Origin of the sequence: Streptomyces asiaticus, assembly GCF_018138715.1 — a bacterium.
GTDB classification, from domain to species: domain Bacteria; phylum Actinomycetota; class Actinomycetes; order Streptomycetales; family Streptomycetaceae; genus Streptomyces; species Streptomyces asiaticus.
The window spans coordinates 8,759,894-8,775,962 of record NZ_JAGSHX010000006.1 but is presented as its reverse complement, the minus strand read 5'-3'; the positions used below and the strand labels follow the sequence as shown (position 1 = coordinate 8,775,962).

Genomic DNA, 16,069 nt, shown 5'->3' with positions numbered 1-16,069 from the left:
GACTGATTCCGCGTGTCCGCTGACAAGTCCAACGAGCAGAACCAGGCCCAATCCAGAGAACAGAAGCTGGTCGACTATCTGAAGTGGGTGACCACCGACCTCCAGAAGGCGCGTGAGCGGATCGCCGAGCTGGAGGGCGCCAGTGCGGAGCCCATCGCGATCGTGGGCATGGCGTGCCGTTTCCCCGGCGGGGTCGCCTCGCCGGATGAGCTGTGGCGGCTGGTCGCCGACGGCAGGGACGCGATCAGCCCTTTCCCCACCGATCGCGGCTGGGATCTGGACGCGCTCTACAGCCCCGACCCGGAGCGCCCGGGCACCTCGTACACCCGCGAGGCCGGATTCCTCGACGGGGCGGCGCTGTTCGACGCCGATTTCTTCGGTGTCTCGCCCCGTGAGGCGCTGGCGATGGATCCGCAGCAGCGGCTGCTGCTGGAGACCGCGTGGGAGGCGTTCGAGCACGCCGGGATCGACCCGGCCACGCTCAAGGGGTCACGGACCGGTGTCTTCGCTGGTGTGATCGAACAGAGCTATCTCGGGCTCGAGGGACCCGAGGAGTTCGAGGGCTATCTGCTGACCGGGAAGCTCAGCAGTGTCGCCAGTGGCCGTGTCGCCTACGCCTTCGGGCTGGAGGGCCCCGCGCTGTCCGTGGACACGGCGTGCTCGTCCTCGCTGGTCGCCCTGCATCTGGCGATGCGGTCGCTGCGGAGCGGAGAGTCGACGCTCGCCCTGGCCGGAGGCGTCACCGTGACCGCCACCCCCGGTGGCTTCGTCGACTTCTCTCGGCAGAAGGGGTTGGCTCCCGACGGCCGGATCAAGTCGTTCGCGGCGGCGGCCGACGGCACCTCGTGGGCCGAGGGGGTCGGGCTGCTCGTGGTCGAGCGGCTCTCGGACGCCCGCGCCAAGGGCCATCGGGTGCTGGCCGTGATCCGGGGCAGCGCGGTGAACCAGGACGGTGCGAGCAACGGCCTCACCGCGCCGAACGGCCCCTCCCAGGAACGGGTGATCCGCCAGGCACTGGCCGACGCCGGGCTCCACGCCACCGAAGTGGACGCGGTGGAAGCCCACGGCACCGGAACCCGGCTCGGCGACCCCATCGAGGCGCGCGCCCTGCTGGCGACCTATGGACAGGGCCGGAAGCGGCCACTGCTGCTCGGCTCGCTCAAGTCCAACATCGGGCACACCGTGGCCGCCGCCGGGGTGGGTGGCGTCATCAAGATGGTGCAGGCGATGCGGCACGGTCTGCTGCCCAAGACCCTGCACGTGGACGAGCCGACACCCATGGTCGACTGGTCGGCCGGGGCGGTGGAACTCCTCACCGAGCCGACCGACTGGCCGGAGGCCGGCCGCCCCCGGCGCGCCGCCGTCTCCGCGTTCGGGGTGAGCGGCACCAACGCCCATGTGATCCTGGAGCAGTACACCGAGCCGGAGGAGGACGTCCCGGGCGGGGAACCCGCCCGGACCGGAGCGACCCCCACGCTGCCCTGGTTGGTGTCGGCGCGCGATGAGGAGGGGCTGCGGGCCCAGGCCGGGCGGCTGGCCGCGTACGCCATCGCCCACCCGGAGGCGAACGCCGCCGATATCGGCTGGTCCCTGGCCACCACCCGCACCGCACACGACCATCTCGCGGCCGTGGTGGGTGCCGACCGGGAAGGTCTGATCGCGGGGCTCCGGTCGGTGGCGGAGGGGCGGCCGGAGGCGGATGTGGTGACCGGAGTGCGGTCCCGGGGCCGTACGGCGTTCCTGTTCTCGGGTCAGGGGGCCCAGCGTGCCGGGATGGGACGCGAGCTGTACGCCACCTACCCGGCGTTCGCCACGGCCCTCGACACGGTATGCGAAGCACTGGACACCCACCTGGAACGCCCCCTGAAAGAAGTGATGTTCGCCGAAGAAGACACCCCCGAAGCCGCCCTGCTCCAAGAGACCGGATACACCCAACCGGCCCTCTTCGCCTTCGAAACCGCCCTGTACCGGCTACTGGAATCCTGGGGAATCACCCCCGACCTCGTCGCCGGACACTCCATCGGCGAACTCACCGCCGCCCACATCACCGGCACACTCACCCTCCACGACGCCGCCCGCCTCGTCACCACCCGCGCCCGCCTCATGCAAGCCCTCCCCCACGGCGGAACCATGATCGCCATACAAGCCACCGAAACCGAACTCACACCCCTACTCGAACAACACCACCACCAAGCCACCATCGCCGCACTCAACACCCCCACCTCCCTCGTCATCTCCGGAGACCACACCACCGTCACCACCATCGCCCACCACTTCACCACCCTCGGACGACGCACCAACCACCTCACCGTCTCCCACGCCTTCCACTCCCCCCACATGGACCCCATCCTCGAAGAACTCCGCACCACCGCCAAAGAACTCACCTACACCACCCCCAACCTCCCCGTCATATCCACCCTCACCGGACAACCCGCCACCGACGAAGACCTCCGCACCCCCGACTACTGGACCGCACAACTCCGCCAACCCGTACGCTTCTCCGACGCGATCACCACCCTCCACCAGCACGGAGCCACGACCTTCCTCGAAATCGGCCCCAGCGGTGCGCTCACCGCTCTCGCCCAGGACGTCCTCGCCGACCTGTCCGGGACCACGACCGCCATCGCGCTGCTGCGGCGCGACCAGGCCGAGACGCGGAGCCTGGTCGGCGGTCTCGCCCGGCTGCACGGCACGCGAACACGTCCCGACTGGCGGGCGTTCTTCGACGGCACCGGGGCCCGCACGGTGGACCTGCCCACCTACGCCTTCCAGCACCGGCGCTACTGGGTGGACGCGGCCACACCGCACACCGACGCCGCCGGGCTCGGCCTCCAGCCCGCCGAACACCCGCTGCTGGGAGCGGCGTTGCTGCTCGACGACACCGACGAGGCCGTGTTCACCGGCCGGCTGTCGTCGCGCACCCACCCCTGGCTCGCGGATCATACGGTGGCGGACACCGCCGTCCTGCCGAGTGCCGCACTGGTCGAGCTGGCCATGCGGGCGGGTGACGAGGTCGGCTGCCCCGTACTGGAGGAGCTCACACCGGACGCGCCCCTGGCCCTGCCGTCCGGCGGCGCGGTCCGGCTGCGGGTGAGGATCGGGGCGCCCGACGGATCCGGGCGGCGCGCGATCACCATCCACTCCCGGCCGGAGGACGGCGGCGTCTCCTGGCTGCGGCACGCGCACGGCAGTTTGGGCCCCGGCGCTCCGGCCGCCCCGCCGACCGCGCCGTGGTCGGTGCCCGAGGACGCGGAACCGGTCCCGGTGGACGGCTTCTACGAGCGGCCCGACGGGACGGGCACCACCTACGGGACGGCCTGCCAGGGGCTCACCGGGGTGTGGCGGCTCGGCGAAGAGCTCTTCGCCGAGCTCCGGCTGCCCGCCGAGGTGGCGGATCGAGGGGCCGGCTTCGGGCTGCATCCCATCCTGCTGGACGCGGCGCTGCACCCACTGTCACTCACCGGCGCGTCCGCCGCGTGGGCCGATCGGTGGCGGGGCGTGCGGCTGTACGCCACCGGCGCCACCACGCTCCGGGCGCGCCTGTCCCCGGTCACGGTGGCCGCGGCGGACGAGGCGCCGGGGGCGAGTGGCGGTACGTACGCCCTGCACCTCACCGATCCGTCCGGTCAGCTCGTCGCCGAGGCGGCGGCCGTGACGGTGCGTCCGCTCCCCGTCGCCGAGCTCACCGTCTCGAAGGCCCGCCCGCACGACGCGCTCTTCCGTCTCGACTGGATCGCGCGGCCCCTCGCACCGGCCGAAGCGGGCCCCGCCGCCCGCTGGGCCGTGCTCGGTGAAGCGGACCCGGCCCCGGGGGCCATGGTCTTCCCGGATGTGGCCTCGGCGGCCGCGGCGGTGGCCTCCGGTGCCCCGCTCGACGCCGTCCGCGTCACCCTCGGCACCCGGGACGGCGGCGACGCCGACGGCTGGGGCCGCGCCACCGTCGGGCGCGCGTTGAGCCTGGTGCGGGAGTGGCTGGCGGACGAACGGCTGGCGGAGGTCCGGCTGGTGGTGGTGACCGCGGGCGCGGTGGCCACGACCCCCGGCGAGGACGTCACCGACCTGGGCGCCGCCGCGGCCTGGGGGCTGCTGCGCTCGGCCCAGTCGGAGAACCCCGACCGCATCGTCCTCCTCGACGCCCCACCCGCGTCGCTCACCGACACCGCGCTGTCCGCCGTCGTGGCCTCGGGCGAGCCGCAGGCCGCGCTGCGGGGGGACACCGTGCTGGTGCCCCGGCTGGCCCGGGTGGCCCATGACCACCGCACCGCCCCGCCGGTCTGGGACAGCGCGGGTACGGTGCTGATCACCGGTGGCACCGGCTCACTGGGCGGGTTGTTCGCCCGCCACCTGGTGGCCGAGCACGGGGTGCGCCATCTGCTGCTGGTCAGTCGGCGCGGTGAACGGGCCGAGGGGGCCGCCGAGTTGGTGGCGGAGCTGACCGCACTCGGCGCCGAGGTCGCGGTCGAGGCATGCGATGTCTCCGACCGGGACGCGCTCGCCGCGGTGCTCGCCCGTGTCCCGGCGGCACATCCGCTCACCGGGGTCGTCCACACCGCCGGTGTCCTGGACGACGGGCTCATCGCGTCCCAGACCGCCGAGCGGCTGGACGGTGTGGTGCGGCCGAAGGCCGACGCGGCCTGGCATCTGCATGACCTCACCCGGGAGCTGGACCTCACCGCCTTCGTCCTGTTCTCGTCCGTGGCCGGCGCGGTCGGCGGGCCCGGTCAGTCCACGTACGCCGCCGCCAACGCCTTCCTCGACGCGCTCGCCCAGCACCGCGCCGCCCGGGGGCTGCCCGCCACCTCCCTCGCCTGGGGTCTGTGGGCGCAGGCCACCGGCCTCACCGGAGGGCTGACCGAGACCGACCTCAGGCGTATCGCCCGCAGCGGCCTCCGCCCGGTCCCGGCCGAGCGGGGTCCCGCGCTGCTCGACCTCGCGCTGCGCCTCGGCCTTCCGTACGCCGTCGCCACCCCGTTGGACCTCGGGACGCTCCGCGACCAGCCACCGGTCCCGGCGCTGTTCCGCTCCCTGGTGCCGGTCCCGGCGCGTGCGGTCGCCCGTGCCGCGGCCGATGAGGGCACGGCGCTGTCCGACCGGCTGGCCGGGCTGCCCGCGGCACGCCGGCGCGAGGTGATCCTGGAGTCGCTGCTGAAGGAGGTGTCCGGCGCCCTCGGCCACGGCGGAGCCACGGCCATCGACACGGAGCGTCCCTTCCCGCAGCTGGGTTTCGACTCCCTGACGTCCGTGGAACTCCGCAACCGGCTCGCCGCGCTCACCGGTCTGCGGCTGCCGGCCACCGTGGTCTTCGACCATCCCACCCCGGACGCCCTGGCCGGGTATCTGGAGGCGGAGATGCTCGCGGCGGACGGCGGGACCGGCGTCCGGGACGGCGCCGCCCAGGACCCCGTCGACTTCGCGGCGGACATCCGGCTCGGCGCGGACATCCGGCCCGCGTCCGAGGTCGTACGCGGCTGCGCGGACCCGCGGGAGATCCTGCTGACGGGCGCGAGCGGCTTTCTCGGCGCGTTCCTGCTGCGGGACCTCATGCGCACCACCCGGGCCAGGATCCACTGCCTGGTGCGCGGCGCGGACGAGGCCGCGGCGTACCGGCGGCTGCGCGAGAGCCTCACGTGGTACCGGGTCTGGGACGCCATCGACCCCGACCGGCTGGTGGTGGTCGTCGGCGACCTCGCCGAGGAGGGGCTCGGCCTTCCGCCGGAGGTCTTCGACTCCCTGGCCCGCACGGTCGACGTCGTCTACCACGCGGGGGCCACGGTGCACTGGCTGCATCCGTATCCGGCGCTGCGGGCGGCCAACGTCCGCGGCACCGAGGAGATCCTCCGGCTGGCGGCCCGCCACCGTACGGTGCCCGTGCATCACGTCTCGACCGTCGGCGTGTTCAACGGCCCGGTCACCGAGGGCGTACCGCTGAAGGTGACCGACCCGACCGGACCCGCGGAGACGCTGCCCAGCGGCTATCTTCAGAGCAAGTGGGTCGCCGAACAGCTGATCGGCCTCGCCCGCGACCGGGGTCTGCCGGTCTCGGTCTACCGGGTCGATGTGATCTCGGGCGACCAGCGCAACGGCGCCTGCCAGACCCGCGACTTCGTATGGCTCAGCCTCAAGGGGCTGCTCCAGGCGGGGAGCGTCCCGGCCGATGCCGGGGGCCGCTTCCATCTGCTGCCGGTCGACTACGTCAGCGCGGCGATCCTCGGCATCTCCCTGCGACCGGAGACCTCCGGGGGGACGTTCCACCTGTTCAACCGCAGCTCCTTGAGCCTCGCCGACTGCGTGTCCCAGCTGCGCCGCCTGGGCTACCGGCTGGACGAGACGGACTGGGAGCGGTGGAGCGCGGCGGTGCGGGCCGACCGGGAGAACGCGCTGCTGCCGCTGCTGCACGCGTTCGAGATGATGGCCTCCGACACCGACTCCTTCTATCCGCCCTTCGACACCACCGAGACGGAGGCGGCGCTGGAGGGCACCGGGATCAGCTGCCCGCCGCTGACCGGGGAGCTCTTCGCCACCTACGTGGAGTTCTTCGTGCGGGAGGGCCATTTCCCGGCCGCCGCCACCTGACGCCACCGCCCTGAGCAGGCCGCCGTCCGCCCCCGGGTGGGGGCGGACGGCGGTCGTGTGCGGCCGGGTAGGGGCGGACGGCGGTCGTGTGTGGCCGTCATGCCGTCATGGGCTGGGGCGGAGGGGACAGCGGCCCCGGCTGCGGCGGGCTCGGCCCGGAGACCGGTCGCAGCCGCCGGGTGAGGACAGGGCCTTGCATGATCATGCGTAACCCTGCATACTCCTGCTGTGTCCAAAGTTCTCACCTCCCTCCCTGTCGGCGAACGCGTCGGGATCGCCTTCTCAGGCGGCCTCGACACCTCGGTAGCGGTCGCGTGGATGCGCGACAAGGGCGCGGTGCCCTGCACCTACACCGCCGACATCGGCCAGTACGACGAGCCCGACATCGCCTCGGTCCCCGGGCGCGCCACGACGTACGGCGCGGAGGTCGCCCGTCTGGTGGACTGCCGGGAGGCCCTGGTGGAGGAGGGGCTCGCGGCCCTCGCCTGCGGGGCGTTCCACATCCGCTCCGGCGGCCGCAGCTACTTCAACACCACCCCGCTCGGGCGGGCGGTCACCGGCACCCTGCTGGTGCGCGCCATGCTCGAGGACAATGTGCAGATCTGGGGCGACGGCTCCACCTTCAAGGGCAATGACATCGAGCGGTTCTACCGCTACGGCCTGCTGGCCAACCCCTCCCTGCGGATCTACAAGCCGTGGCTGGACGCCGACTTCGTGAGCGAGCTCGGCGGCCGCAAGGAGATGTCGGAGTGGCTGCTCGCCCATGGCCTGCCCTACCGGGACAGCGCGGAGAAGGCGTACTCCACGGACGCCAACATCTGGGGCGCCACCCACGAGGCCAAGTCGCTCGAGCACCTCGACACCGGTATCGAGATCGTCCAGCCGATCATGGGCGTGCGGTTCTGGGACCCGTCGGTCGAGATAGCGGCCGAGGACGTCACGATCGGCTTCGAGCAGGGCCGGCCGGTGACGATCAACGGCAAGGAGTTCGCCTCCGCCGTCGATCTGGTGCTGGAGGCCAACGCCATCGGCGGACGCCACGGGCTGGGCATGTCCGACCAGATCGAGAACCGCGTCATCGAGGCCAAGAGCCGGGGCATCTACGAGGCACCGGGCATGGCGCTGCTGCACGCGGCCTACGAGCGGCTGGTCAACGCGATCCACAACGAGGACACCGTCGCCACCTACCACACCGAGGGGCGCCGCCTCGGCCGGCTGATGTACGAAGGCCGCTGGCTGGACCCGCAGGCGCTGATGGTGCGCGAGTCGCTCCAGCGCTGGGTCGGCGCGGCGATCACCGGCGAGGTGACCCTGCGGCTGCGACGCGGTGAGGACTACTCCATCCTGGACACCTCAGGACCGGCGTTCAGCTACCACCCGGACAAGCTCTCCATGGAGCGGACCGAGGACTCCGCCTTCGGTCCCGTGGACCGGATCGGCCAGCTGACCATGCGCAACCTCGACATCGCCGACTCGCGCGCCAAGCTGGAGCAGTACGCCGGTCTCGGCATGGTCGGCAGCTCGCATCCGGCGCTGATCGGCGCCGCGCAGGCGGCCTCCACCGGGCTGATCGGCGCGATGCCGCAGGGCGCCTCCGAGGCGATCGCCTCGGACGGCCACGTGTCCGGACAGGACAAGCTGCTCGACCGCGCCGCGATGGAGTTCGGCGCCGACTGACCTCCCCGCTCCTACTGGTCCGCCGCCCACCCGCGCCCGAGCGCGCGTGGGCGGCGGCGTGTTACGGCCGGGCCGGGTCAGCGCACGGGCCGCTCCGCCGTGCCGCCGCCCAGACCGTCGACGTACGAGGCGATCCAGGCCAGCGGGGCGTTCCAGTTGATGGTGATCTCGTTGGTGGAGAACGCCATCAGGCTGTCGGTGTAGCACATCGCCGGGGCGCAGCCCTTCAGCTTCTTCTTGGCCACCGGGTCCTGGAGCCCGGAGTTCGGGCCGCCCGCCAGCGAGCCGGGCGCCGGATGCGGCAGCCGGTGGTCGCGCTGGTGGGCCCAGAAGCGGTGGTGCTGGTTGTGCGAGTCCCGCTCGCCGTGGCCGGTGACATAGGACTGGTTGAGCGGATTGCCGCCCAGCAGATAGTCCATGCCGCGGAGCACCGCGTCGAGGTAGCGGTCCTTGCCCGTCAGGTCGTGTGCGGTGGCGAGCACGACCATGTTGTTGAGCACCTGGCTGTTGGAGCCCCACTCGTACGTGCCGTCCTTCGGCGCGTACGGCACCCCGTAGGCCGACTTCGCGGAGTCGGCGGCGTAGCGGTCGGCGGCCTTCGTCACCATCGCGCGCGCCTCGGCGCGCTGCCGCTCGGTGAGCTTGTTGGGAACGGTGGCCAGGTCCAGCGCGCCGAGGCCCGCGGTCGAGGCCCACGACATGCCGCCGCCGCGCGGGAAGAGCGCGCCCACGTCGCGGTGGAGCGGCGAGTCGAGCACCGCCTTAGCGTAGCCGTGGTCGCCGGTGGTGATGAACAGCTCGGCCGCGGCCCAGTAGAACTCGTCGCCGACGGAGCGGTCGCCGTAGGCACCGCCGCCCGTGGAGTCCTTGTCGCTGGCGTAGATCTTCGGATGTGCCTTGGCCGCGTCCCAGGCGGCCCGGGCCGCGTGCAGACAGCGGGCGGCGAACTCCGGGTCGTAGGACTTGAACAGCCGGGCGCTCTGCGCGGCGGACGCCGCCAGGTTGAGCGTGGCCGCGGTGGACGGCTTGTGCAGCTCACGCTGTTGCTGGTCCTGATCCGGCCGGGTCGGGAACCCGGTCCACTGCTTGTCGTGCACCTTATGGAACGCCATACCGGCGAGCGGCTTGCCCTTCGGCACCTGCATGCGCAGCAGGAAGTCCATCTCCCAGCGGGCCTCGTCCAGGATGTCCGGGACGCCGTTGCCACGCTCGGGCACCCGGAGCCTGCCGTCGCCCAGCGACGCGGCGTCGGCACCCTTGGTGGTGCGGGTGCGCTCGTAGGCGGACATCAGCTGGGCCACCGAGATACCGCCGTTGACGACGTACTTGCCCTGGTCGCCGGCGTCGTACCAGCCACCGGCGACATTCCGGCGGTAGTCGCACACGCCCTTGACGCACGGCACGTCGGTGTCGCCCCGGTGCGGGGCCGCCTTGTCATGGCCCGCGGGACGGGCGTACGTGGAGCCCACGAGGTCCGCGTCGATCTTGATGCCGCTGCGGTTGTGGTAGAAGTACGCGAGCGCGTCGCTCCGCAGCGAGTCGTAGAGGTGATCACCGATGGCGAACGGCTCGCTCTTCTTCCCGTCGATGGTGACGGTGTACCCCTGGCCCGCGTCCGTGACCTTGCCGAAGTCGAAGGTCTGGACATTCTGCCGGGAGCTGGGGTCGACGCCCGCGGGGGTGGTGGTGCCGCTCGCCCGCTCGGTGCCGTCGGCGGCCCGGAGCGTCCAGGTCAGCGGCTTGGTGGCGGGGGTGACGACGGTGCCCTTCTTGGGGCCGTGGGTCAGATAGCCGACCTGGTTCACCCGCACCGGCGAGCCGGTGTCGGCCTTGGGAGCGGCCGTCCCGGCGGTGTGCCGCGCGTGGTGGTCCGCGGCGCTCGCCGCGGGTGCGGCCAGGGCACCGAGGGTCAGTCCGGCCGCGACCGCCGCGCCCACCATGCGCCGGCGGCGGCGGTCGGTCCGATCAGGGGTGATCCGTACGCGAGGAGCGGTAGCAGACAAGACTCAGCACTTCCGGGGGTTCGGCGTCTTTTCCGTCCCTCAGAGGCTAGGAAGAGGGCCTGGCCTGGAGCTTCGTACGCTTAGCCGAAATCCGGATACACCAGGTGACCGAGGCCGGCCTCCTTCGATCGAGGTATCGCGGGAGGTGAGCCGTGGTGGCGGCGGACTACCAGCGGGCGAGATCCGCCTGGAAGGACGGGTCGAAGCGCCGCATGTACCCGGTGTCATCGCGGTTGCGCAGTCCGCACCGGACGTACTGCTCATGCAGGCGCGCCAGGGCGTCGGGGTCCAGCTCCACACCGAGGCCGGGGGCGCCCGGCACGGGCACCGCGCCGTGCACGAAGGTCAGCGCGCCGTCCACGATCACGTCCTCGGTCTTCCACGGCCAGTGGGTGTCGCAGGCGTAGGTGAGGTTCGGGGTGGCCGCGGCGAGGTGGGTCATCGCGGCCAGGCTGATGCCCAGGTGCGAGTTGGAGTGCATGGACAGGCCCATGCCGAAGGTGTCGCAGATGCCGGAGAGCAGCTTGGAGCGGCGCAGCCCGCCCCAGTAGTGGTGGTCGGAGAGGACGACCTGGACGGCGTCGGCGGCCACCGCTGGGGCCAGCTCGTCGAAGGCGACCACGCACATGTTGGTGGCCAGCGGCATGGGGACCTCGCGGGCGACCGCGGCCATGCCGTCGATCCCGGGGGTCGGGTCCTCCAGATACTCCAGCACGCCCTCGAGCGCGCGCCCGACCTTCACCGAGGTCTCCGTCGTCCAGACGGCATTGGGGTCCAGGCGCAGCGGATGGTCGGGGAAGGCGCGGCGCAGTGCCCGGATCGCCTCGATCTCCTCCTCGGGGGGCCGGACGCCGCCCTTCAGCTTGATCGCGGTGAAGCCGTAGTCGTCCACCATCCGGCGGGCCTGCGCCACGATGGCGTCGGGGTCGAGGGCCTCGCCCCACTCGTCCGGCTCCTGGCCCGGGTGGGCGGCCCACTTGTAGAAGAGGTACGCGCTGAACGGGACGGCGGACCGCACGGCGCCGCCGAGCAGGTCACTGACCGGGCGGCCGATGGCCTTGCCCTGGATGTCCAGGAGCGCCACCTCGAACGGGGAGACGACGCGGTCGACGGTGCTGCTGGTGGTGATCATGCCGGTGAGCCCGGAGCCGCCGGAGCCGCCCACGCGGTCGATGACCCGCTGGACGCGCTGGTGCAGCTCCTCGGTGGCGAAGGCGTCCAACCCGACGATCTCGTGTCCGACGGCCGCCAGGCGCTCCAGGTGGAGCTCGTCCGCGTAGGTCTCGCCGAGACCGGTCAGGCCCCCGTCGGTGTGGATCTGCACGATCGAGCGGAGCGCGAACGGCTCGTGGACGCCGACGGAGTTGAGCAGGGCCGGGTCGCGGAAGGCGACGGGCGTGATGGTGACATCCGTGATGCGCAGGGGTGCTCCGTCAGACATCGACGTCCATTCATATGGCTGAACAGATGGTAGGTGTGTGAACCCTTAAGGGGCTGCCCCGCCGACGAGCAGCCAAAACGCCCGCCACATCTCATGTGTCTGCACCCCACTGCCAGTGGGTTGGTCCGTGACCAAGTTTCTGCGACGTGTGATGCCCATCCTGGTCATCATGCTGGTGGTCAACCAGATGGACCGCACCAACGTCGGCTTCATCGGCTACGCCCTGCTCGAAGTCGCCGCCCTCAGCGCGGCGGGCGAGCGGGACCGCGAGGCGCGCAGCCGCGAGCCCCAGGTGTCCAGGCTGCGGCTGGTGGTCCACCCCCAGGTGGCGCTGCTGACCGGCGTGTTCTTCGCCATGGCGCTCACCGGATACGCGATCACCTGGCCGTCGTCAGCTCCCTGGGCAACCTCGGCGGCTTCGTCTCCCCCACCCTCTTCGGCTATCTGGAGGAGACGACGGGCAGCACCAACGGCGGCCTCTACGCGCTCTACGCGCTCTCTGCGGTCTCGCTGCTCGCCACCGGCGGCGTCTACTTCATCCGCCGCGGCAGCGGCCGAGGCGGGGCCGAGGCCGCAGCGCCCGCCCCCGTCCGGACCGCCTCCGGGTGACCATGGCGCGGCCCCGCCCGGAGCCATGTGGCTACGGGCGGGGCCGTGCGGTTACGGGGCCGCGGCCGTCATCGTCGGACGGCCGTCGCGTCGGTGGCGCCGTCGCGGTCAGCGAAGCCCGGACGCGGGCGTGGGCACGGCCCGCGTGACCTGGATCTTCTCCCGGAACAGCAGTTCGTCGACCCGGGGGCCGATCTCCTGCTGCCACCGCTCGCTCTGGTAGACGGCCTCGTAGAGCCGCACCCGCTCCGCCTCGTCGGCGAAGCGCCGCAGCCACACATAGCCGTCGGGGTCCTCCTCGTCGATGAACGAGGCGATGACGTTCATCCCCTGCGCCGTCTGGAAGGGGATGATCACCTCCTCCATGAAGCTGACCCATTCCTCCCGGCGGCCGGGCCTGGTCTGGTAGCGGCGGATCTCGTAGAACATGCACGTCTCCTGGGTCTGGTGTGAGGGGTGGTACGAAGTGGCCTCGGCAGTCGGCCGGGGAACGGTCAGGCGCCGGTGCGGAGCACCAGCTTGCCGCGGGTGTGGCCGTCCTCACCCTGGCGGTGGGCGCGGGCGGCCTCCTCCAGCGGAAAGACGTCCGCCACCTCGACCTCCACCGCACCCTGGTCGATCAGTCCGGCGATGGTCGTCAGGGCGGCGCCGTCCGGCTCGACGAGGAAGGGGCTGGTGCGCACACCGCGGGCGTCCGCGGCCTCCTGCAGCTCGGGGCTGACGCCACCGGGGACGGCGACCAGCAGTCCGCCCTTCTTGAGGACCTCCAGGGAACGGGTACTGGTGGCGTCGTGCTCCTCTCCCAGCAGGTCGATCACCACATCGACGTCCTCGACCGCGTCCTCGAAGCGCTGCTCGGTGTAGTCGATCAGCTCCGCCGCGCCGAGCCTGCCGAGCCACTCGTGGCGGCTCTGCCGGGCGGTCCCCACGACCGTCGCCCCCAGGTGCCGTGCGAACTGGACGGCGAAGTGGCCGACGCCACCGGCGGCGGCGTGCACCAGAACCCGCTGCCCGGCCTCCACCTTGGCCGTGTCCACCAGGATCTGCCAGGCCGTCAGCGCCGCGAGCGGCACGGCGGCCGCCGCCTCGTGGCTCAACGTGGCGGGCTTGCGGGCGAACTGGCGGGAGGGGGCCGTCACGAACTCCGCGTAGCCGCCCGCCTGACGGGGGAACCACGGCATTCCGTACACCTCGTCGCCCGGGGCCAGCGTGGTCACCCCGAATCCCACTTCCTCGACCACACCGGAGACATCCCAGCCCAGGGTGAACGGCGGCTCGCCTAGCACGCCCGCCATACCGCCGCCCTGACGGGTCTTCCAGTCGACCGGGTTGACGCCGGCGGCGTGCACCCGCACCAGCACCTCGGTCGGCAGCGGTTCCGGCCGCGCGACCTCCGCGACGCGCAGCACCTCCGGGCCGCCGGGCGCGTCCTGTACCACCGCACGCATCATGGACCTGGACACGTGTTGCCTCCTGAGCTCATCCGTATCTCTCGCGCCCGCTCTCCGAACGCGCTCGCACGCTAACCTCAGGGACCTGGTTACCCACAAGGGACACTGCTACCTTTTGGATAGTACGACGTAGCCCGGAAGGTTTCCTCCATGAGTACGCGATGCCACACGGGCCAGCATGCCCATCATGATGTGTACGAGGCCCAGTGCCCGTGCCGCGCCATGCTGGATCTGCTGGCGAACAAATGGTCGGCGCTGGCCATCGGCGCCCTGGAGGACGGCCCCCTCCGATTCGGCGCGCTACAGCGCCGGCTTCAGGGGATCAGCCCCAAGGTGCTCACCCAGACACTGCGGCGCCTCGAGGACGCCGGTCTGGTGGAGCGGACCGTCTACCCGGCCGTTCCGCTCCATGTGGAGTACGAGCTCTCCTCCCTGGGCCACAGCGCGTCCGTCCCGCTCAGGAATCTGCGTCTGTGGGTGGAGGACAATCTGGATCTCACCGCCTCGGCCGCGAAGCCGATGTGACGGCGCCGGCTCCCCTGCCGGTCGCCGCCCGGCCCCCCCCTCAGCACCTTCCTCGCAAAGCGAGAGGGCGCCCTGTTCCGGGCCTTGTCAGGCGGTGGGGGCGGTGCGGATGGCGGCGATGTCGAACTGGAGGCGGACCTTCTCACTCACCAGGGCGCCGCCCTCGGCCAGCCTGGCGTTGTAGGTCAGCCCCCATTCGGAGCGGTTGATGGTGGTCGTGCCGTCGAAGCCCGCCCGCTGGTAGCCGAAGGGATCCGTGACATGTCCGATGTAGGTGAGCTCCAGGACGACGGGGCGGGTGATGTCTCTGATCGTGAGCTCCCCGGCCATGCGGTAGACGTCCGGGCCCGAGACCTCCACGGCGGTGCTGACGAACCGGATGTGCGGGAAGGTTCTGGCGTCCAGGAAGTCCCGGCCCATCAAGTGGTCGTCGCGCTGCTCGACACCGGTCTGGACACTGGCGGTGGACAGCAGGACCTCGGCCCGGGAACGGCGCGGGTCACGGCCGTCGAAGTAGAGTCGGCTCTCGAACTGCGTGAAGGCGCCACGCACCGTGCTCACCATGGCGTGCCGGACGGAGAAACCGATCCGGCTGTGCGCCGGGTCGACGATCCACTCTCCGGTGAGAGCCGCGAGGCCGGGGTCCGGCAGAGCGACGGCGCTGGACGTCGCCCGAGTAGAGGGGGCCTCCGGTGCGGCGCTGGCGATCGCGCGGCGGGAGGTACTGCGGCTGAACAGGTTCATGCCACCCGTTGTTATTTCAACTTACGGGATGACGCAACCCTTGATCAAGAGCAGATACTCAAGGATCTTGAGTAAGTGTCTGCGATGTACCCTCCGAGGAGAAGCCCCCGTTGACGACCGACAGTTACTACGAGCCGATCGACGAGTACCGCTACAAGCCCACTTCCCATGTCAGTGGCGCCTGGAGCACCGACGAACAGCACTTCAGCCCGCTCGGTGGGCTCATCGTCCACGCCATCGACCGCCACCTCGCCACCCGGCCGCAGACCGGGCTGCTGCTCAGCCGGATCAGCTTCGACATCCTCGGGCGCCTCGCCCTCGACGAGTGCGAGATCCGGGTGGAGACCATCCGGCCCGGCCGCACCATCGAGCTCCTCGAGGCCGTGGTGCTCATCGCCGACCGTCCCGTGGTCCGGGCGCGCGCCTGGCTCCTGGCCACCGTGGACACCGCCGCCGTGGCCGGTGGCCCCGGGGACCGGCTCACCCCTCCGGAGCAGCTCGCCCCCTGGTCGATGGCCTCGCTGTGGCCCGGCGGGTACATCGCCTCCCTGGACTCCCGTCCGCTCGCACCGCGCGAGCCGGGCCGCGCGACCCTCTGGGTCTCCACCCCGCTCGACCTGGTGGCCGGACAGACCAGCACCCCGCTGGCCTCGTACATCGCGCTCGTGGACACCGCCAACGGCATCGCCGTACGGCAGTCGCCCACCACCTGGATGTTCCCCAACGTCGACCTGACCATCCACCTCCACCGGCAGCCCGAGGGCCGCTGGACCGGGCTGGACACCACGGTCACCTTCGGCGGCACCGGTCAGGGCATCACCAGCACCGTGCTGCACGACCTGCGCGGTCCGGTCGGCCACGCCCAGCAGATCCTCACCGTCCGGCCCCTGCCCGGCACCTGACCGCGCACGGGACAGGCCGCCACCGGCGAGGTGGCGGCTCCCCCTGTACGATGAGCCCGCAAGCAACGAACCACTCTGCCTGACGCAGAGCTGGCGCGACCGCACGGCGGCCGCGGTCCTGCAAGCCCCTGATCGGCGCGGACC

10 protein-coding genes are annotated in these 16,069 nt (G+C 71.7%); 4 read left to right on the top strand and 6 right to left on the bottom strand.

Features of this window, described 5'->3' with window-relative positions:
• Positions 1 to 12 precede the first annotated feature (12 nt).
• Together KHP12_RS45280 and argG are read left to right on the top strand one after the other, a co-directional pair.
• On the top strand, positions 13 to 6,573 hold the full coding sequence (locus KHP12_RS45280; RefSeq protein WP_211834565.1) for a type I polyketide synthase: 6,561 nt from the start codon (positions 13 to 15) through the stop codon (positions 6,571 to 6,573).
• A gap of 228 nt (positions 6,574 to 6,801) precedes the next feature.
• On the top strand, positions 6,802 to 8,250 hold the full coding sequence (gene argG, locus KHP12_RS45275) for an argininosuccinate synthase (RefSeq protein WP_086880042.1): 1,449 nt from the start codon (positions 6,802 to 6,804) through the stop codon (positions 8,248 to 8,250).
• A 77-nt stretch (positions 8,251 to 8,327) separates the two neighbouring features.
• Here argG and KHP12_RS45270 read toward each other — a convergent pair whose 3' ends face one another.
• From KHP12_RS45270 to KHP12_RS45250, 5 genes are all read right to left on the bottom strand, one after another.
• On the bottom strand, positions 8,328 to 10,190 hold the full coding sequence (locus KHP12_RS45270) for a glycoside hydrolase family 9 protein (protein ID WP_086880043.1): 1,863 nt from the start codon (positions 10,188 to 10,190) through the stop codon (positions 8,328 to 8,330).
• 229 nt (positions 10,191 to 10,419) lie between these two features.
• Positions 10,420 to 11,694 (bottom strand): glucarate dehydratase family protein, encoded by a 1,275-nt coding sequence (locus tag KHP12_RS45265; RefSeq protein WP_086880044.1) that lies wholly within the window; start codon positions 11,692 to 11,694, stop codon positions 10,420 to 10,422.
• A gap of 216 nt (positions 11,695 to 11,910) precedes the next feature.
• A complete protein-coding gene (locus KHP12_RS45260) occupies positions 11,911 to 12,051 on the bottom strand; it encodes a hypothetical protein (protein ID WP_167442362.1) in 141 nt (46 codons plus the stop codon).
• Between the two features lie 360 nt (positions 12,052 to 12,411).
• The gene (locus KHP12_RS45255) at positions 12,412 to 12,732 is read right to left on the bottom strand and encodes an NIPSNAP family protein (protein ID WP_086880045.1); all 321 of its coding nucleotides are present in this window, start codon (positions 12,730 to 12,732) and stop codon (positions 12,412 to 12,414) included.
• A gap of 65 nt (positions 12,733 to 12,797) precedes the next feature.
• Positions 12,798 to 13,766, bottom strand: a complete 969-nt coding sequence (locus KHP12_RS45250) for an NADP-dependent oxidoreductase (protein ID WP_372455275.1) — start codon at positions 13,764 to 13,766, stop codon at positions 12,798 to 12,800.
• 138 nt (positions 13,767 to 13,904) lie between these two features.
• Here KHP12_RS45250 and KHP12_RS45245 point away from each other — a divergent pair, with 138 nt between their 5' ends.
• A complete protein-coding gene (locus KHP12_RS45245; RefSeq protein WP_037947419.1) occupies positions 13,905 to 14,279 on the top strand; it encodes a winged helix-turn-helix transcriptional regulator in 375 nt (124 codons plus the stop codon).
• An 87-nt stretch (positions 14,280 to 14,366) separates the two neighbouring features.
• Here KHP12_RS45245 and KHP12_RS45240 read toward each other — a convergent pair whose 3' ends face one another.
• Positions 14,367 to 15,023 carry a YceI family protein gene (locus KHP12_RS45240; RefSeq protein WP_086880046.1) on the bottom strand — a complete coding sequence of 219 codons (657 nt, stop codon included), beginning with the start codon at positions 15,021 to 15,023 and terminating at the stop codon, positions 14,367 to 14,369.
• Positions 15,024 to 15,133: 110 nt separating this feature from the next.
• On the opposite strand from KHP12_RS45240, the gene KHP12_RS45235 reads away from it, so the two are divergent.
• Positions 15,134 to 15,925, top strand: coding sequence for a thioesterase family protein (locus tag KHP12_RS45235; protein ID WP_037947425.1), 792 nt, complete (start codon positions 15,134 to 15,136; stop codon positions 15,923 to 15,925).
• Positions 15,926 to 16,069 lie beyond the last annotated feature (144 nt).